Source organism: Stenotrophomonas sp. 8(2023), from assembly GCF_030345295.1.
Lineage (GTDB): Bacteria > Pseudomonadota > Gammaproteobacteria > Xanthomonadales > Xanthomonadaceae > Stenotrophomonas > Stenotrophomonas muris.
In genome coordinates this window covers 2,530,911-2,547,450 of sequence record NZ_CP128404.1, presented here as the reverse complement: position 1 = coordinate 2,547,450, position 16,540 = coordinate 2,530,911, and the positions used below count along the sequence as shown (strand labels likewise).

Genomic DNA, 16,540 nt, shown 5'->3' with positions numbered 1-16,540 from the left:
ACTGAGCCCCGGATTTCCATCATGCCGAATTAACCCATGCCCCGGCGCCACCGGTAATCGCACCTCGCTGCCACTTCAGCAGGCACTGCCAGCCACAACTATTCCGCAGCCAGCCACCGTCTGGCCGCCGTGGATGGCGAAGCGCGCAACCATGACGCAGTGGGCAATACCACCAGCATCGGCAGCAAGGCGTTCACCTACAACGACGCTAACCGCATGAACGCGGTGAAGCAGCGCAATGCCGTACTGGAAAGCTACGGTTACAACCAATGTCTCGATCTGGGAGTGGAGCAACAAGAGCGAGGTGTTCGGCAACCAGATTCCGAGTGCAGACCCGGACGGGGATGGTGTGGCGTTCGATCTGGTGTTGCGATTCCCGGGCCAGCAGGCGACGGATGCGAATGGGCTGTTCTACAACTACCAGCGCGAGTATGACCCGGCAGCAGGGCGGTACTCGCAGAGTAATCCCATCGGTCTACTTGGGGGGATTGCAAGCTTTGCGTGTGCTGGTGGGAATCCGATTTCACAGTCCGATTCTCTTGAATTGTGCGAAGACGATAATGGTTCTGATGCTCCCATTCATCAAAAGACATATGGCAAGTACTTCAAGTCATGCATGTCCTACGTTCAGCCGCCGACATGGTTGACTTTGCCGGTGTCTGGTGCGTCCGTTCTGACGTTGTTTGTTGAAGTGCCCTTTGTTGCCGGTGTTGCAACAGTGGGGGGAGGAGCGCTGGCGAGCTATGAGGCTGGAGCCGCTATCGTCTGCGCTATGGCTGGAATTCAAACTCTGCAGTGAGCCCTATGAAACTGACACGCGGGTGGCTTCTTACATTTTCTGGCATTTGGCTAGCACTTTCGGCTTTGATGCTGTGGCTTGACCGAATCTGGGATGCGTGTGGCGCGTTACTAGCTGCGACAGCCTTCTTTCTCGTTGCCTTGAGGAGAAAGCAGCATTTGGCTGGTGGATCACAAGAGTAGCGTGCCTTCTCAGCCCCCTCTTCGAAGAGGGGGCTTGAGAATTTTGACTCCACCGGTAATCGCACCCCGCTGACCACTTCGGCAGGCACCGCCAGCTACATCTATCCCCCAACCAGCCATCGCCTGGCTGCGGTGGATGGCGAGGTACGCAACCATGACGCAGCGGGGAATACCACCAGCATCGGCGGCAAGACGTTCATCTACAACGATGCCAACCGCATGAACGCGGTGAAGCAGGGCAATGCCGTGCTGGAAAGCTACGCTTACAATCATCGCGGTGAGCGCGTGCTGCGTACCCCGGCCGGTGGCGCAGCGCAGATCACCCTGTACGACGAAGCAGGGCAGTGGCTGGGCAACTACTCGGCCACGGACCAAGCGCAGCAGCAGGCCATCTGGCTGGACAACTACCCGGTGGCACTGATGAACACGCCGGCTACCGGCGTGCCGGAGCTGGCCTACGTCCAACCAGATCATCTGGGCACGCCGCGCGTGGTGATCGATCCGGTACGGAATGTCTCGATCTGGGAGTGGAGCAACAAGAGCGAAGTGTTCGGCAACCAGATTCCGAGGGCTGACCCGGATGGCGATGGTGTGGCGTTTGGGCTTGCGCTGCGCTTCCCAGGCCAGCAGGCGACGGCTGCGAGTGGGATGCTCTACAACTACCAGCGTGAATACGACCCGGTGGTGGGGCGGTATTCGCAGAGTGATCCAATTGGGCTTGGTGGAGGTGTTAGCACCTATACCTATGCAATCGGCAATACAATTTCGCACGTTGATCCACTGGGTTTGAAAGACTCCCAGCCTGGAGTGACTGTGACAGACACTGGCGCATATACGGTCGATTGGCGCTATTACGTGAATAGGACATTGGAAGCTCTTGGCTTTCCGGGGGCATTTGTCGCGGGAGCCAGCGACTTCGGCGGGCAGTATGCCAATCAACGGTCAGCCACACACGTGGTTGGTGGGTCTCATAACGGATGGGGTGGCCAGGATAAGTACTTCCACTGCATGGCGAACTGCGAGGCTGCACAGAAGGGTATGGGCGGATCAGCTGCTGCTCAGTGCATAAGCAACGGGCGCGAGTGGTTCGATCAAAGCATCAAGGGCGACTCTGCCGCTGACTCCGCTGCGGATCAGTTGGCAAATCGCCTCGGACGATCATCTGGACAAATGAGTCGTACGGGGAGTTGCTCGCAGATGTGCGGGAGCTATCGTCCCGGTGGAAACTTCCCCTACTGATGATTTGGACGCCTCAAATGTACGCTCCCAAGCTGCTCCCAGTCGTGATGCTGTCAATCGCACTTTCTGGTTGCATGGAAGTTGCCAGCACCGAGTATGCAGACCGCAATCAAGCCGTCTCAAGACAAGCAATCGGTGAATCGAAATGGTTGCCTTCATGGTTGCCTGAGGACGCAGTCAACATACGCGAGTCGCACGACATGGACACAAATGAATCGTGGCTGGTTTTCCGCCTGACCAGCGGGGTTCTTGCTTTGCCCGAAGAATGTAGGCTGGTGAGCAGGCCGGAGATGTCCGATGCGCGAGTCATGCGGAGATTTCCTCCGTTTGCCCGCAACGCGTGGTCGCGAGCGTCAAGCTATGGCGGCAAGTTCTATCTGTGTCCGGAGGGAAATGCTGGCCGCTGGGTCATGCGCGATGAAGAGCTGGGCCTTGTTTACAGCGGAATAAAGTTATAGGTGGCTGGGCGGTCTCACCCAGTAAGCGAAATGCGTGAGTGGCACGTGGCGATCTCCTTTCCCGGTGCCTGATTCGGCACTTTCCGGCCGAGCGTCGTGTGGGTTCGGGTATGTGTCAAATCGACCTTGCCACTTGTCCGTGTTCACGAATGGGAGGGCCGTGTAAGAAGATCGGATGGTCCGGCAAGCTTCAAGCACCCAGGCGTTCGGCAGGAAGATTGCTGGGCCGCGGTGACGACTGTGCGGGAGGACCTATGGGATATCGGCTCCATGGTCTATTGTGGCTGCAGCGCAGGCGGTGGATAGAGGCGAAGGGAAATGAAAGACAAACTGAGAGAAAGAGAGGCGCTGTCGCCAACTGGCTTCTATGACCAATACTATGCGGAGAGTGGTCTGGATCAGGAAACCGTAGTGGAGCTGCTGGAGCATGTTGCAGACGAGCTTCGTTTGCCCTCCGGGAGGCTCCGTCCTGGAGATCGATTTTCGAAGGAACTGTCGCCTGGTGAAGCTCATGGCTGGGACTCGGGGTATGGGGTGTTGATATTCGAGCTTCAATCGCTCGCAAAAAAGCGTGGTATTGCAGTCGATCGGCGGGTGGATTCGCTCGACGACTACATTCGTATCATGGCGGGTATCTATTGATGAGATTGATGCATCCCTGAATGGCTATCGGCGTAGACGTCGCAGTGCGTACTGAGAATTCGGGGATGCCGAAGGTGAGGTATGCCGCCGCTGTCGTTGCCGGTCTGGTTCTGGCCGGCTGTGCAACATCGGGTGGCGATATGATCGTGCGCGTCTCGGGAAGCGTGCCGCCAGGTCAGGGTGACGTTCGCGCTCTAGATTGTGAGCCGAGTATGCTCGGGGAGGTCGAAGGTGTAGTTTCGTCGAAACCGGTTGGAAGCACATTCTCGGTCCCCATGATGGTCGTTGCAGGGCCGGAACCCAGAAGCTACCAATTCGCCGTCGAATGCAGGGATGGTCGAAGGTTCGCATCCAAAGAAGTACAGATCAGTAGTCGGCGGTCATATGCCCGGGATCTCAATCTTGGGGAGCTTCAGGAGCGGTGACCGGCGATCGTCCTCGCGCATCCCAGAGCTCTGATCGGGAATCTAGTCCATGAGATTCATTTACGTGTTGCTCTTCATCCTTCTCACAGGTGCGGCGCTGTTTTCATTTCGCAAACTCCAACGAGGTGAGCTGGGCGAGAAGCCGGTTTATGCCGCTTTGCAAAGCGCCGAGCTGGAGTACAGACGCCAGCCGGTTGGCGACCTGATCTATGAAGAAGGGGGCGGGCATCTGCTCGCCGGGTTCTCTGTAGACGCGCAAGCGAGGGTTTGGGTTGCGTTGGACACAACGAGGGACAATGGGGATCTGTTTGTCGTCCCTATGCACGGGGAACAGAGAATCTCTTGTCAACTCGTCGATCAACTGGTGTCGGCCAATGTTGGATCAGCACAGGCTAGGCACGCGTTGAAGTCGTCTTGCGTGAAGTAGGGCGTTGCGAGGCTGAAGAAATTCCCCGTACACGCCGCAGCAATGATGGCGGCGGTGATTCGGTCGTTCTGTTGTATGGGTTTGGGGAATTCCAGTAGATGAAAGATTTCAACGCGCTCGAATGGTGTGACGCCACGTTGCTGGCCATCAACATTGATAGGAGCAAACCTGGCGTATGCGACGAGGTAAAGGTCCACGTGCGCTGGCCGGACGGCCGGCAGGCAACCGTCTGCTTCTCGGAAGCCTACGGGTGCTCGGCGCTCATGAACTTCGGCGTACTGGGGGAGGAGGGAATAGAGTTCGCCAGGGTCGAGGACGACGAGCCGGGGCTTGCTCATCTTCTTGATCGTTGGAAGGCGGTCGGCTATCCGTTGTCCGGCCTGAAGTGTTTCCGTATCGAGACCACCTCGACCGGAAGCGTAATTCTTATCTACGCCAGGACATGGCGGATCGAGCATCTGCCGATGGCGGGTGCAGTGCCCTGAAGGACATTCCGTGCCCAGATTCCTCACGCCCGACAAGGTCTCCCTCATTCAGGGGAAGCGGCCTGAGAAGACCGAGCGGAGATGTGCTTGGGGTCATGACTTTTGACTCTGCGGCGGCGTTGGCCGCCACACCTTGCATATTGGGGCCTTGATGATGGTGAGGATCCTGACAGCACTACTTCTGATTGGAGTCGGACTTGGATTCTCTGGCGGCGCATGGGCTCTAGGAAAGCGGCCCTTCAAGATGCTCCAGTTCTGCGTGCATGACCAAGACGGCTTGAAGCGGTTCAAGCAGACCCTCAGCTCTATTGCCAAGGACGAAGGAATGCAGTTCTTTGATGGCAGCGCTGAATTGGATCGCCAGCTTGCCAGGGCAAAAGTGGACGTGAAGCGCCCCGTCGTCTACGTCGGAGTGAAGCGGGAAGATGGCTCTGGACTGGAGGCGGGGAATCTCGGATTGGATCGCTTCGAGATAGCTATCGGCTTTTCTGAAGGGAAGATGCCCGCCGAGGCACGGTCATTTTCTGTCCGCGTCGAACGCGCTTTGGCAGATCGCTGGAATGTACACGCAGTTCCCCCGGACAAGGGCGCTGCGCCGACGGCGTGTCGGTCGGGAGGCGATTCTCGCTGAAGGGCGTTGCGCATGGCATTCACCCTTCGGGCTGCAACCGCCCCACCGCCTGCGCGCACAACGACTGGCAGGCCATGACCAATCCTTCCATCACCCGGTCGCCCACGTACTGCCCGGGTTCGCCGTTCTGCCGGGTGCGTTCGGCTGCCAGCAGCATTTCCAGCACCACCCGCAACCCGTTCAGAGCGCAATCGGCATCGGCGAGGGCGAGGCAGCGGCCGGGCAGCTGGTGACGCTCCGGCCAGGGTTGTCCGTCGGCCGCCGCACCGGAGCCGATGCGGTGGAGATTGGCAATGAAGGTGTTCCTGTCCACTGTTGGCGCAGCCGGAGGCGAACCGTCGTCGCCGGCGGTGCTGCGGTAGGCGTGCAGATGCGGGAGGTCCGATTCGTTCATGGCAAGGCTCCGTGCAGGGCAATCGGTAGCCGCCACCCGAAAGGTGGCGGGCGGTACGTGGTTCGAATCCGGGTTGGCCTCAAGCCGGCGGGCGCGAACGCCCCCAACGCACCGCCCGCCATAGCCGGCAGACGGATTGCCAGCCGGCGCCACGCATGGTGACGCCGGCTGGCAAGCGCACTTACTCAAGGCCAACACGGGATTCGAAGCCCGGCCACCCTTTTCCGGTGGCACGCCATCTGAGCCCCTGGCGCTGTGCAATGCCAATCAGAAGAGTTGCAAACATCACTCGATTGGAGACGCTTTTGACATTGTCCTACGCTGTTAAGCCCCGCCGGTGCTGGCTGGCGTAGTGATCCGCCCGCAACGTGCAATCTGCGACAGGTGTCGAGGTTGTCACGGCGAACGGGCCGGGCGGGGAGGGCCTATCGCGACAGGCGGTACCAATTCAGGCTGCGTGCCTCCCGGGTTGACGCTTTCAACGCCCCAGCGCACTCTGCGGGCTGGGGTCGACAACCCGTTCAGGGGCAGGGCTGCAGGGTGGTACCAGGAGGCGGAACAGCCATGAGCCAACTCACCGACAGCTTCGGACGCAGCTTTCCGTACCTGCGCTTGTCGCTCACCGAAGCCTGCAACTTCCGGTGCAGCTACTGCCTGCCCGACGGGTACCAGGCCGATGGCCACCCGCGTTTCCTGCAGGTGGAGGAGATCGGCCGCTTGGTGCGGGCCTTTGCGGCGCTGGGGATGAGCAAGATCCGCCTGACCGGTGGCGAGCCCAGCCTGCGCAAGGATCTGGACGAGATCATCGCCACCGTGGCGGCGGTGCCGGGCATCCGCAAGGTGGCCATCACCACCAATGGCACGCTGCTGCCGCGGCGCCTGCCGGGCTGGCACCGGGCCGGCCTGACCGCGCTGAACGTGAGCATGGACAGCCTGCAACGCGAGCGTTTCCACACCATCACCGGGCACGACCGCCTGCCGGAGATCCAGCAGGGCCTGGCCCTGGCGCAGGCGTTGGGCCTGCCGGCGATCAAGCTCAACGCGGTACTGCTGCGGGGCCTGAACGACGACGAGCTGCCGCAGTGGATGGACTACCTGCGTGACCGCCCCTTCAGCGTGCGCTTCATCGAGCTGATGCGCACCGGCGACAACGAAGCCTATTTCCAGCGCTACCACCTGCGCGCCGACGTGGTGGTCGAGCAGCTGCTGGCCGCGGGCTGGCACGAGCGTCCGCGCGCGGCCGACGCCGGCCCGGCGCGCGAGTTCGGCCACCCCGACCATCGCGGCAGCATCGGCATCATCGCCCCGTATTCGCGTGACTTCTGCAAGGGCTGCAACCGCCTGCGGGTGACCGCCAAGGGCGACCTGCGGCTGTGCCTGTTCGGCGAGTTCGGCGTACCGCTGCGCCCGCTGCTGCAGCGCGATGAGGACCACGACGCGCTGCTGGCACGCATCACCACCCAGCTTGGCCTGAAAGCGGCCGGGCATGGACTGCACCAGGGCCAGACCGGGCTGACCCCGCACCTGGCCTCCATCGGAGGATGAGCAACACGATGAGTGGGGAATTGAACGCGGCCTTCCACATGGCCGATGTGCGCAACAAGCGCATCAGCCGCCGCCGTGCGGTGGCGGTGGGCGAGCTGCATGCCGGTCCAGTGGCCTATCCGCTGATTGTCGAGCGCCGCCTGCCCAAGGGCGATGCGCTGGTGATGGCCGAGATTGCCGGCCTGCAGGGCGCCAAGATGGCCTCGATGCTGATGCCGCTGTGCCACCCGCTGCCGCTGGAACTGGTGCAGGTGTTCTGCGCGCCGGTACCGGAACGGCAGGCGATCCGCGTGTGGTGCGAGTGCGCCAGCGAGGCGCGCACCGGCGTGGAGATGGAGGCACTGGCCGGCGTCAACGCGGCGCTGCTGACCCTGTACGACCTGAGCAAGCCGGTGGAGCCGGCGTTGCGCATCGAAGGCATCCGCCTGCTGTTCAAGGAGGGCGGCAAGCGCGGTGTCTGGCTGCACCCGGACGGCATGGACGAGGCCGAGCGTGAGCGGTTCAAGCCGCGTGCGCCGAAGGGCCTGGAAGGCGCGGCCTGCGCGGTGATCACGCTGAGCGATCGCGCCAGCGAAGGCACCTATGAGGATATCTCTGGACCGACCCTGGTGACCGGGCTGAAGAAGCTGGGGGGCGAGGTGGTGGCCGCCGAAGTGCTGCCCGATGGCATCGAGCCATTGGCGGGCCGCCTGCAGGCGTTGGCTGCCGAGGGCGTGCGCCTGTGCCTGTGTACCGGTGGTACCGGGCTGGGCCCGCGTGACCTGACCCCGGAGGCGCTGCGTTCGTTGAATGCGCGGCCGGTGCATGGCCTGGCGCAGATGGTGCGGGCACTGAGCGCACAGCACACGCCGATGGCCTGGCTGAGCCGCGCCGAGGTGGTGCAGCTGGGCAACATGCTGGTGTTTGCATTGCCGGGCAGCCCGAAGGCGGCGGCGCAGTGCCTGGACATCCTGGCGCCGGTACTGGGCCACGCCCTGGCGATGGTCGAGGGGGATGGCCACGCATGATCCCCTACAGCGATGCCTTGCAGCACCTGCTGGACGCGGCCAAGCAGCTGCCGGCCGAACGCCTGCCGCTGCACGAGGCCGCGGGCCGCACGCTGGCCCGTGACATCCACAGCGCACAGTCGCTGCCGCCGTTCGACAATTCGGCGATGGACGGCTTCGCGCTGCGCGCCAACGGCGCGACGTTCGAGGCCGGTACCGAATTCGGGGTGCAGGGCTGGCAGGCGGCGGGCGATGCCGGTGCCGACGGCGGCGAGGGTGCCTGGGAAATCATGACCGGTGCGCGCATGCCGGTTGGCCTGGATACGGTGGTGCCGGTCGAGAATGTGGAGATCCTCACCAGCGAAGATGGACGCCCGACCCGCATCGCCCTGAAGGCACCGGTGAAGCCGGGCCAGAACGTGCGCCTGTGCGGCGAAGATGTGAGCGACGGCGAGCGTGTGCTGCAGGCCGGGCAGGTGCTGGACATCAACGCGCGCACCTTGCTGCATGCGATCGGCGTGGGCGAGGTGGCGGTGGTGGCGCGGCCAAAGGCAGCGGTGATCGCCACCGGCAAGGAGCTGGTGACCGAGGCGGCGCAGGCGCTGGAATCCGGGCAGATCCGTGACAGCAACCGGCCATACCTGGTCGGCCGCCTGCAGGCCGCCGGTGCCGAGGTGGTCTGGCAGGGCACGGTGGGCGATGAGGTGGCCGCCTTCAATGCCGTACTGGATCAAGCGCTGGACGCGGGTGCGCAGCTGTTGATCAGCACCGGCGCGGTGTCGGCCGGCCGCTACGATTTCATTCCCGACGCGCTGCGCGGCCGCGGTGCGCGCATCGTGTTCCACAAGGTGGCGATCCGCCCCGGCAAGCCGTTGCTGTTCGCGGTGCTGCCCAATGGCACGCTGTATTTCGGCCTGCCGGGCAACCCGGTGTCGGCTGCGGTGGGCCAGCGCTTCTTTGTCGAGCCGGTGCTGCGCCGCCTGCTGGGGCTGGCACCGGAGCAGGTGCTGATGTTGCCGCTGCAGGCCGACGTGCGCACGCCGCCGGGCCTGCGCTTCCATGCGCGGGCCCGGGTGGAAGTGGACGCGCAGGGCCGCCTGAGTGCGCGCGTGCTGGCAGGGCAGGAGTCGTTCCGTTTGATGTCCATGCTGCAGGCCAACGCCTGGGTGGTGCTGGACGGCGAGGGCGGTCTCGCCCCTGCCGGCACGCCAGTGCGCGTGCAGGGCTGGGGTCATCAGGACCCTGTGCAGCTGGCGAGCCAGGAGCCGTGATGAGACAGGTGAATCTGCAATTGTTCGGTGCGTTTTCCGATCTGGATGCCAGCCGCGAGATCGCCGTGGATGTAGCCGGTGGCACCGTGGCCGATCTGCGCCAGGCGCTGCGCGAGCTGCTGCCGCTGCGTTGGCCGGGTTTCCGCGCGGGCCTGCTGGACTACTCGGCATTCGCCGACCAGCAACGCGTGCTGCGCGACCACGAGGCGCTGCCCGACGATGGCCGGGTGGCGATCCTGCCGCCGGTGAGCGGGGGCTGAGCGATGAGCGAGACGATCATCGCCAAGGTCGTGGACCGCGCGCAGGCGGCAATCGATCCGGCCGAGGGCATCGCGGCGGTTTCCGATACGGGCTTCGGCGGCATCGATGTGTTCATCGGCAAGGTGCGCGACGTCAACGTGGGCCGGCGGGTGACCGGGATCACCTACGATCTGTTCGAACCGCTGGTGCTGAACGAATTCAAGCGCCTGGCCGCCGAGGTCGAAGCCACGTTCGGTCCGAAGCTGAAGCTGTATGTGGCGCATGCCAAGGGCCGGCTCGGCATCGGTGATGTGGCGGTGGTGGTGGCCGCCGGCAGCCCGCACCGTGACGAGGCGTTCCGGGCCTGCCGGCAGTTGATCGAGGTGGTCAAGCACCAGTGCCCGATCTGGAAGCAGGAGCATTACGAGGACGGCGACAGCCAGTGGAGCGAAGGTTGCAGCCTGTGCCATGCGGACAGCGAACCCGGCCATGACCATGCGCACGATCACGAACATCCCCATTGATGGCATCGTGCTGGCCGGCGGCCTGTCCAGCCGGATGGGCCGCGACAAGGCGCTGCTGCCCTGGCACCGCCGCACGCTGCTGGAACACATGCGCGGCCTGCTGCTGCAGGCCGGCGCCGGGAGGGTATGGGTGAGCGGCGACTACCCAGCTTTTGGTGGCATCCCGGACCGGGTCGCACGCTGCGGCCCGCTGGGCGGCCTCTACAGTGTGGCGATGCAGATGCCAGACGGCCCCGCCTGGGTGGTGCCGGTCGATACGCCGCGGGTGACACCCGCGCTGTTGCAGCGGCTGCAGGCCGATCAAGGGCGTGCCTGCACGGTATTCGACGATGAACCGTTGCCTATGCGGTTGCGGATCGATGATCATTGCCGCCGCGTGCTGCAGGAGCTGATTGAGGATCCGACGGTGCGTCGTTCACTGCGCGCCCTGCAGCAACGCCTGGGCGTAATCCGGCTGCCATTGGCACCGGAGGATCGGGCATTGCTGCTCAACTGCAATACGCCATCAGAGTGGGAGTCCATCACAGCATGAAGGTCCAGCTGCAACAGCAATCGATGCGCCTGCGCGTGGATGAGGAAGAACTGGCAGGATTGCTGGCCGGCGAATCAGTGGAGAACCTGACGCGCTTTGGTGGCAGCGGTGGCTGGGGCGTGGCGCTGTCGCTGCATGCCGGCGATCAGGCGGTGCTGCTCGATGGCGGGACATTCTGCCGGTTGGTACTGCCTCGCCAGGCCGTTGAGTCGCTGGCGGGCAGGCTGCCCTGCCGGGATGGGCTGGGCTTCGGTATCGCGTTGGATGACGACAGCATGCTGCAGCTGCAGTTCGACGTGGACGTGCGCGACAGCATGCGGCAGCGTGGCCCGCAGCGGCGTTCCGAACCCGCGCCAGAGTAGGTGCACGTTGCGCAGGGCCGGGCGGTGCGCTGTCGTATGATGAGGGCCTTCGTTCCTGCCTCGCTGCAATGCCTCTGAACCCCTCCGCTCCCTCTGCGTCCCGGCCGGCCACGCCCAATCCGGCAGCAGCCGATGACGGAGACGCGCTGCACTTCTGCAGCACCTGTGCGTTCTCCGACGCCTGCATGTCGCAGGGCTACGACAAGACCGCGCTGGGCGAACTGCATGTGCTGGTCGACCACGTCGGCCCGTTCCAGGCCGGCGACTACCTGTTCCGTGCCGGCGATCCATTCGACTCGATCGCCGCGGTGCGTGCCGGCATGGTCAAGACGTTCGTCGATGACAGCCAGGGCAACGAGCAGGTGCTGGGTTTCAGCCTGCCGGGCGAGGTGATCGGGCTCAATGCCATCCACGGCGCGCGCTTCCCTTGCAACGCCGTGGCCCTGGACACCGTCTACCTGTGCCGGATCTCGTTTCCGCGATTGAGCCTGCTGGCCACGCGCATGCCGGGGTTGCAGGCGCGGCTGTTCAGCCTGCTCAGCGCCGAGATCGGCAAGGTCGCCACGCTGGCCGCCAACCATCGCACCGAGGAGCGCATGGCGGCGTTCCTGCTGGATCTTTCCGAGCGCTATGCCCGGCGCGGATTCTCCGCCACCCGTTTCAACCTGAGCATGGCCCGCACCGAGATCGCCAACTACCTGCGGATGGCGCCGGAGACGGTGAGCCGGGTACTGCGCCGCTTGAGCGACGACGGTGTGATTGCGGTGAACCAACGTGAGATGCTGTTGCTGGACCCGGACCGGCTGGCGGAACTGGCCGTAGCCCGGGACGCCGGACTGGACTGATCAGGCAGGGGGCTGGGCATGAAGCGAGCGGCATTGTTGTGGCTGGGCCTGCTGGCCACGGTACCGGCCTGGGCGGCCGACCTGACGGTGTCGGCGGCGTCGAGCCTGACCGAGAGCTTCCGCGAACTGGGTGCGGCCTATGAGAAGACGCACCCGGGAACCAAGGTCGATTTCAACTTCGCCGCCTCTGGCGTACTGCTGCAGCAGATCAGCCGCGGCGCGCCGGTGGATGTGTTCGCGTCGGCCGATGAAGCCACCATGGACCAGGCCCAGCAGCAGGACCTGCTGGCGGCCGGCAGCCGCGCGGTGTTCGCGGTGAACGCGCTGTGGGTGGTGGCGCCGCCGCAGGCCAGGGCCGCGCCGCGCAGCTTGAAGGACCTGGCCGGTGCCGGCGTGCAACGCATCGCACTGGGCAACCCGGACAGCGTGCCGGTCGGTCGCTATGCCAAGGGCGCGCTGGAAGCGGCCGGCCTGTGGCCGTCGGTGCAGGGCCGGATCATCACCACGCAGAACGTGCGCCAGTCGCTGGATTACGTGGCGCGCGGTGAAGTGGATGCCGGCTTCGTCTATGCCACTGACGCGCAGGCGATGCCGGACCGGGTACGCCGTGCCTTCGCGGTACCGGTGTCCGGGCGCATCGCCTATCCGCTGGCGGTGACCAGGGCCAGCGCGCAGCCGGCAGAGGCCAAGCGGTTTGTCGCCTTCGTGCGTTCGGCGCCGGGCCAGGCGATCCTGGCCCGGCACGGATTCGGCAAGCCCTGACGCATGGATCTGGACTGGAGTGCATTGGGATTGTCGCTGAAGGTGGCCGGCTGGGCCACCGCGGCCAACCTGGTGCTGGGCGTGGCGCTGGGCGCGCTGCTGGCGCGTCGGCGCTTTCCCGGCCGTGAGCTGCTGGATTCGCTGTTGACCCTGCCGATGGTGCTGCCACCAACGGTGCTGGGGTATTACCTGCTGGTGCTGATCGGTCGCAACGGCCCGATCGGCGCGTGGCTGCAGTCGTGGTTCGGCATCAACCTGGTGTTCACCTGGCAGGCTGCGGTGATTGCGGCGGCGGTGGCTTCGCTGCCGCTGGTGTTCAAGCCGGCACGCGCGGCGTTCGAGGAAGTGGACGGACAGCTGGAGCAGGCCGCGCGGACGCTGGGTGTGTCCGAAGCGGCGGTGTTCTTCCGCGTCACGCTGCCGCTGGCCTGGCGCGGCATTCTTGCCGGCCTGTTGCTGGCGTTTGCACGCGCGATGGGCGAATTCGGCGCGACGTTGATGGTGGCCGGCAGCATTCCGGGCCGGACGCAGACGTTGTCGATCGCCATCTACGAGGCGGTGCAGGCCGGTCAGGACGGCAAGGCCAATGCGCTGGTGATCCTGACCTCGGTGGTGTGCATCGTGATCCTGTTGCTGGCTGCGCGGTTGGTGGGCGGACGTCGCCGGGAGCTGCGTGATGTGGCTTGACCTGCAGGTGCAGCGTCGCCTGCAGGCGGCCGGCCAGGATTTCGTGTTGGACGTATCGCTGCAGTGCACGCAGCGGCAGGTGGTGCTGTTCGGACCCTCCGGCGCCGGCAAGAGCCTGACCCTGAAGGCGGTGGCCGGGCTGCTGCGGCCGGGCCAGGGCCATGTGCGCCTGCAGGGGCAGACCCTGTTCGACGCGGCCACCGCTGTGGATCTGCCGCCGCAGCGCCGCCGGCTGGGCTACGTGTTCCAGGATTACGCGTTGTTCCCGCACCTGAGCGTGCGCCAGAACGTGGCGTTCGGGCTGCAGAAGGGATGGCTGAATCCGCGGATCGGCCAGCGCTTCGACGCGGTGGAACAGTGGTTGCACGCCTTCCGCATCGACACGGTGGGCGATCTGCTGCCATCACAGATTTCCGGCGGACAGCGCCAGCGTACCGCGCTGGCGCGCGCGCTGGTGACACAGCCGCAGGCGCTGCTGCTGGATGAACCGTTTTCCGCGCTGGACCATGATCTTCGCCATCATCTGCGCCAGGAGCTGGAGACCGTGCTGGACAGGACCGGCATTCCGCTGCTGTTGATAAGCCATGACCCGCAGGATGTGGCCATGTTCGGCCAGCAGGTGGCGCGCGTGGTGGACGGCCGCATGGTCGACGGTTGACCTGCACCTGTAGAGCCGAGCCCATGCTCGGCTGCTCTGCGCGACAACGCCAACAGCAGCCGAGCGTGGGCTCGGCTCTACAGGATCAACGGATCAGTACAATTCACAGTGCGTGCGGCCTTCATTGCGCAGCGTGTCCCAGTGGCCTTCGCCGCCGATGGCATCGATGGCCTCGCGCACCGCGCTTTCCAGGTGGCGCTTGTTGCCGCACAGGTACAGATGCCCACCGCGGGCCAGCACATCGCGCACTTCATCGCCGCGCTGCTGCAGCACATGCTGCACATAGATCTTTTCGGCGCCATCGCGCGAGAACGCGGTATGCAGGCCGGCCAGCACGCCACGCGTGCGCCAGTCCAGCAGCTGGTCACGGTACAGGTAGTCGTGCTGGCGGTGCTTCTCGCCGAACACCAGGTGCACTTCGCGTTCGCAGGCCTTGGCCTGCAGTTCCTGCAGCAGGCCCATCAAGGGTGCGATGCCAGTACCGGTACCGACCAGCAGCAGCGGTGCCTCGCCGGTATCGGGCAGGTGGAAGCCGGGGTTGGAGCGGCAGTACACACGGGCATGGTCGCCTCCATGCAGCAGGCTGCCGGTGGCAGTGCCGAAGCGTTCGCGGCCGCGCAGGGTGTAGCGCACTTCGCGCAGGCACAGGCTCAGCTGGTCGTCGCACGGGTGCGAGGCGATCGAATAGGCGCGCGGCAGCCGCGGTGACAGCAGTTCGCGCAGCCGGGCAAGCGGCACGCTGTCCGGCGTGGCGTGGTCCTGCAGCACGTCCAGCAGGTCCAGGCCGTGCAGGTAGGCGTCCAGCTCGCGCTTCTGGCTGACCTTCAGCAGGCCCTTCAGTGCCTCACTACCGCCCAGCCGGGCCAGTTCGCGCAGCACGCCCTTGCTCAGCAGGCGCAGTTCGCGGTCGTGCAGGGCGGCCACGGCGGCGGTGTCGCCGTACCAGGTGGCCAACGCCTGCAGCAGGGCAGGATCGTTCCCGGGTACTACGTGCAGGGTGTCGCCCGCGCGATAGGCCATGCCACTGCCGGCAATGTCCAGTTGCAGGTGCCACGCGGCCGGGTCGCTGCTGTTCAAGCGGCGGCGTTCGAGGATGCGCGCGGCAAAGGCATTGTCTTCGCCATAGGCGGTGACCTGCAGGTGCAGGTGCTGGCCAGCGCTGAGGTCACCCTCCAGCACCTGGCCCAGCACCGGCTGCCATTGCTGGAAGAACTGCTCGTAGCCCAGGTCGGCGTCCACCCGATGCAGCAGCGGCTGGGCCTGGCGCTCGCTCAATGCAGCATCCAGCGCCTTGGTGAAGCCGCAGAAGCTGGGGTAGCCGGTGTCACCAAGGCCGAACACCGCATAGCGCAGGCCGCGCAGCGTCGGGATCTGGCGCAGTGTTTCGAAGAACTGCTCGCCATTGGCCGGCGGTTCGCCATCGCCGAACGAGCTGGAGATTGCCAGCAGCACATCGCCTTGGCCGAGACTGGCCACGTCGATGTCGTTGAACGGGAGTACCTGCGGCCCGTGCAGCTGCAGGCCCGCGCCCAGGCGCTGGGCCAGGGCGCGGGCGTTGCCCGACTCGGACGCAAAACCCACCAGCAGGCGGCTGAAGGGCGTACTGGTCGGGAGAGCGTTCACGCGGCCTCGTAGAAGTCGTCGAACTTTTCCTTGCTGAACTCGACCAGGTCGTAGTTCTGCATCAGGTCGTTCACCACGCGGCGGATGCTGATGTACGAGGTGATGTTGCCGTCGGCGTCGAACAGCGGCTGCACGGTGGTGTCGACCACGTAGAGCACGCCGCCTTTGCCAAGGTTGGGCACGATGCCGGTCCAGGTCTTGCCGGCCTTGATGGTGTCCCACATGTCCTTGTAGACGGCCTTGGGCACGTCCGGGTGGCGCACGATGCTGTGCGGCTGGCCGATCAGTTCCTCGCGGGCGAAGCCGGTGAGCGTGCAGAACAGGTCATTGGCGTAGGTGATGTTGCCCTGCAGGTCGGTGGTGGAGATCACCATGACGTTCTGCATGGCGTTCAGCAGCTGGGCGTTGTCGGGGGTGTAGCTCATCGCAGGGTCCTTGTGGATGCCGGCAGTGCCGGCGTGTTCGGGTCCTGCATAGAAATACGCCCGCGCGGCGGCGGGCGGTTTGACATTGGTCAAGCGCGTCGCTCGATGGCCTGCGACCGGGTGTCGCAGGAAGAATCCCTGTAGAGCCGAGCCCATGCTCGGCTCACGGGGCAAACGGGATTGCCGGCAGCCGGGCGCGGGCTCGGCTCTACATGAGAGACACGGGCAGGAGGCGGGCGCCTGTCATGTGTACTGAGCTCATGACGCCTTGTCACAAAGAAATCGCCATGGCTTCACGGTTGATTGATCGCATGGAGGGCTATTGTCGTCCTGAGCCTCTCGCTGACGTCCCCCACGTCCTGCGTCGACTTCCTTCCCAGCACAAGCGCCCGTCCGGG

General features: G+C 64.7%; 20 protein-coding genes and 2 pseudogenes. 19 read left to right on the top strand and 3 right to left on the bottom strand.

Annotated elements, in window-relative coordinates; all coding sequences use genetic code 11:
- Positions 1–46 precede the first annotated feature (46 nt).
- The 8 genes and pseudogenes from QP609_RS11990 to QP609_RS11955 form a co-directional block, all read left to right on the top strand.
- Positions 47–502 (top strand): annotated as a pseudogene (locus QP609_RS11990) (RHS repeat-associated core domain-containing protein); the annotation flags it as partial.
- A 521-nt stretch (positions 503–1,023) separates the two neighbouring features.
- A pseudogene (locus QP609_RS11985) lies at positions 1,024–1,773 on the top strand (RHS repeat-associated core domain-containing protein); the annotation flags it as partial.
- A gap of 15 nt (positions 1,774–1,788) precedes the next feature.
- A complete protein-coding gene (locus QP609_RS11980) occupies positions 1,789–2,220 on the top strand; it encodes a hypothetical protein (protein ID WP_164072070.1) in 432 nt (143 codons plus the stop codon).
- 17 nt (positions 2,221–2,237) lie between these two features.
- Positions 2,238–2,678: a hypothetical protein gene (locus tag QP609_RS11975; RefSeq protein WP_141098601.1), complete on the top strand. Its 441-nt coding sequence runs from the start codon at positions 2,238–2,240 to the stop codon at positions 2,676–2,678.
- 318 nt (positions 2,679–2,996) lie between these two features.
- Positions 2,997–3,320: a hypothetical protein gene (locus QP609_RS11970; protein ID WP_069116524.1), complete on the top strand. Its 324-nt coding sequence runs from the start codon at positions 2,997–2,999 to the stop codon at positions 3,318–3,320.
- Positions 3,321–3,794: 474 nt separating this feature from the next.
- Positions 3,795–4,172: a hypothetical protein gene (locus QP609_RS11965; RefSeq protein ID WP_049439435.1), complete on the top strand. Its 378-nt coding sequence runs from the start codon at positions 3,795–3,797 to the stop codon at positions 4,170–4,172.
- A gap of 98 nt (positions 4,173–4,270) precedes the next feature.
- Positions 4,271–4,657 (top strand): hypothetical protein, encoded by a 387-nt coding sequence (locus tag QP609_RS11960; RefSeq protein ID WP_111205423.1) that lies wholly within the window; start codon positions 4,271–4,273, stop codon positions 4,655–4,657.
- 244 nt (positions 4,658–4,901) lie between these two features.
- Positions 4,902–5,288, top strand: a complete 387-nt coding sequence (locus QP609_RS11955) for a hypothetical protein (protein ID WP_111205434.1) — start codon at positions 4,902–4,904, stop codon at positions 5,286–5,288.
- Between the two features lie 19 nt (positions 5,289–5,307).
- Here the strand turns inward: QP609_RS11955 and QP609_RS11950 are convergent, their stop codons facing one another.
- Positions 5,308–5,682, bottom strand: coding sequence for a hypothetical protein (locus tag QP609_RS11950; protein ID WP_069116526.1), 375 nt, complete (start codon positions 5,680–5,682; stop codon positions 5,308–5,310).
- 564 nt (positions 5,683–6,246) lie between these two features.
- On the opposite strand from QP609_RS11950, the gene moaA reads away from it, so the two are divergent.
- The 11 genes from moaA to QP609_RS11895 all read left to right on the top strand — a co-directional run bounded on the left by moaA (position 6,247) and on the right by QP609_RS11895 (position 14,094).
- Positions 6,247–7,227 carry a GTP 3',8-cyclase MoaA gene (gene moaA, locus QP609_RS11945; protein WP_111205425.1) on the top strand — a complete coding sequence of 327 codons (981 nt, stop codon included), beginning with the start codon at positions 6,247–6,249 and terminating at the stop codon, positions 7,225–7,227.
- A gap of 8 nt (positions 7,228–7,235) precedes the next feature.
- Entirely contained in the window at positions 7,236–8,234 is a 999-nt protein-coding gene (gene moaCB, locus QP609_RS11940) for a bifunctional molybdenum cofactor biosynthesis protein MoaC/MoaB (RefSeq protein ID WP_169410448.1), read from the top strand.
- Positions 8,231–9,484, top strand: coding sequence for a gephyrin-like molybdotransferase Glp (glp, locus tag QP609_RS11935; protein WP_197621206.1), 1,254 nt, complete (start codon positions 8,231–8,233; stop codon positions 9,482–9,484). Before moaCB ends, glp begins: the two co-directional genes overlap by 4 nt.
- Positions 9,484–9,744 carry a MoaD/ThiS family protein gene (locus QP609_RS11930; protein WP_005409914.1) on the top strand — a complete coding sequence of 87 codons (261 nt, stop codon included), beginning with the start codon at positions 9,484–9,486 and terminating at the stop codon, positions 9,742–9,744. The genes glp and QP609_RS11930 overlap by 1 nt, the downstream gene beginning before the upstream one ends.
- 3 nt (positions 9,745–9,747) lie before the next feature.
- Positions 9,748–10,248 carry a molybdenum cofactor biosynthesis protein MoaE gene (locus QP609_RS11925; RefSeq protein WP_014647392.1) on the top strand — a complete coding sequence of 167 codons (501 nt, stop codon included), beginning with the start codon at positions 9,748–9,750 and terminating at the stop codon, positions 10,246–10,248.
- Positions 10,214–10,780, top strand: coding sequence for a molybdenum cofactor guanylyltransferase (locus QP609_RS11920; protein ID WP_197621207.1), 567 nt, complete (start codon positions 10,214–10,216; stop codon positions 10,778–10,780). Before QP609_RS11925 ends, QP609_RS11920 begins: the two co-directional genes overlap by 35 nt.
- Positions 10,777–11,142, top strand: coding sequence for a hypothetical protein (locus QP609_RS11915; protein ID WP_014647390.1), 366 nt, complete (start codon positions 10,777–10,779; stop codon positions 11,140–11,142). The genes QP609_RS11920 and QP609_RS11915 overlap by 4 nt, the downstream gene beginning before the upstream one ends.
- A gap of 68 nt (positions 11,143–11,210) precedes the next feature.
- Positions 11,211–11,987 (top strand): helix-turn-helix domain-containing protein, encoded by a 777-nt coding sequence (locus tag QP609_RS11910; RefSeq protein WP_046430997.1) that lies wholly within the window; start codon positions 11,211–11,213, stop codon positions 11,985–11,987.
- A gap of 18 nt (positions 11,988–12,005) precedes the next feature.
- Positions 12,006–12,749, top strand: coding sequence for a molybdate ABC transporter substrate-binding protein (gene modA, locus QP609_RS11905; protein ID WP_142234850.1), 744 nt, complete (start codon positions 12,006–12,008; stop codon positions 12,747–12,749).
- Between the two features lie 3 nt (positions 12,750–12,752).
- Entirely contained in the window at positions 12,753–13,436 is a 684-nt protein-coding gene (gene modB, locus QP609_RS11900) for a molybdate ABC transporter permease subunit (protein WP_049439453.1), read from the top strand.
- Positions 13,426–14,094 carry an ATP-binding cassette domain-containing protein gene (locus QP609_RS11895; RefSeq protein ID WP_197621208.1) on the top strand — a complete coding sequence of 223 codons (669 nt, stop codon included), beginning with the start codon at positions 13,426–13,428 and terminating at the stop codon, positions 14,092–14,094. The genes modB and QP609_RS11895 overlap by 11 nt, the downstream gene beginning before the upstream one ends.
- Positions 14,095–14,187: 93 nt before the next feature.
- On the opposite strand, the gene QP609_RS11890 is transcribed toward QP609_RS11895, so the two are convergent.
- Together QP609_RS11890 and QP609_RS11885 are read right to left on the bottom strand one after the other, a co-directional pair.
- The gene (locus QP609_RS11890) at positions 14,188–15,717 is read right to left on the bottom strand and encodes a sulfite reductase flavoprotein subunit alpha (protein ID WP_197621209.1); all 1,530 of its coding nucleotides are present in this window, start codon (positions 15,715–15,717) and stop codon (positions 14,188–14,190) included.
- Positions 15,714–16,142, bottom strand: a complete 429-nt coding sequence (locus tag QP609_RS11885) for a PAS sensor domain-containing protein (RefSeq protein WP_005409905.1) — start codon at positions 16,140–16,142, stop codon at positions 15,714–15,716. The genes QP609_RS11890 and QP609_RS11885 overlap by 4 nt, the downstream gene beginning before the upstream one ends.
- Positions 16,143–16,540: the final 398 nt, after the last annotated feature.

Bases quoted from the DNA above. Each gene is read 5' to 3' on its own strand.
- moaA (WP_111205425.1), top strand. From the start codon at position 6,247: ATGAGCCAACTCACCGACAGCTTCGGACGCAGCTTTCCGTACCTGCGC.
- QP609_RS11960 (WP_111205423.1), top strand. From the start codon at position 4,271: ATGAAAGATTTCAACGCGCTCGAATGGTGTGACGCCACGTTGCTGGCC.
- modB (WP_049439453.1), top strand. From the start codon at position 12,753: ATGGATCTGGACTGGAGTGCATTGGGATTGTCGCTGAAGGTGGCCGGC.
- QP609_RS11955 (WP_111205434.1), top strand. From the start codon at position 4,902: ATGCTCCAGTTCTGCGTGCATGACCAAGACGGCTTGAAGCGGTTCAAG.
- moaCB (WP_169410448.1), top strand. From the start codon at position 7,236: ATGAGTGGGGAATTGAACGCGGCCTTCCACATGGCCGATGTGCGCAAC.
- QP609_RS11910 (WP_046430997.1), top strand. From the start codon at position 11,211: ATGCCTCTGAACCCCTCCGCTCCCTCTGCGTCCCGGCCGGCCACGCCC.
- QP609_RS11915 (WP_014647390.1), top strand. From the start codon at position 10,777: ATGAAGGTCCAGCTGCAACAGCAATCGATGCGCCTGCGCGTGGATGAG.
- QP609_RS11925 (WP_014647392.1), top strand. From the start codon at position 9,748: ATGAGCGAGACGATCATCGCCAAGGTCGTGGACCGCGCGCAGGCGGCA.
- glp (WP_197621206.1), top strand. From the start codon at position 8,231: ATGATCCCCTACAGCGATGCCTTGCAGCACCTGCTGGACGCGGCCAAG.
- QP609_RS11950 (WP_069116526.1), bottom strand. From the start codon at position 5,682: ATGAACGAATCGGACCTCCCGCATCTGCACGCCTACCGCAGCACCGCC.
- QP609_RS11920 (WP_197621207.1), top strand. From the start codon at position 10,214: ATGACCATGCGCACGATCACGAACATCCCCATTGATGGCATCGTGCTG.
- QP609_RS11895 (WP_197621208.1), top strand. From the start codon at position 13,426: ATGTGGCTTGACCTGCAGGTGCAGCGTCGCCTGCAGGCGGCCGGCCAG.
- QP609_RS11970 (WP_069116524.1), top strand. From the start codon at position 2,997: ATGAAAGACAAACTGAGAGAAAGAGAGGCGCTGTCGCCAACTGGCTTC.
- QP609_RS11885 (WP_005409905.1), bottom strand. From the start codon at position 16,142: ATGAGCTACACCCCCGACAACGCCCAGCTGCTGAACGCCATGCAGAAC.
- modA (WP_142234850.1), top strand. From the start codon at position 12,006: ATGAAGCGAGCGGCATTGTTGTGGCTGGGCCTGCTGGCCACGGTACCG.
- QP609_RS11975 (WP_141098601.1), top strand. From the start codon at position 2,238: ATGTACGCTCCCAAGCTGCTCCCAGTCGTGATGCTGTCAATCGCACTT.
- QP609_RS11965 (WP_049439435.1), top strand. From the start codon at position 3,795: ATGAGATTCATTTACGTGTTGCTCTTCATCCTTCTCACAGGTGCGGCG.
- QP609_RS11930 (WP_005409914.1), top strand. From the start codon at position 9,484: ATGAGACAGGTGAATCTGCAATTGTTCGGTGCGTTTTCCGATCTGGAT.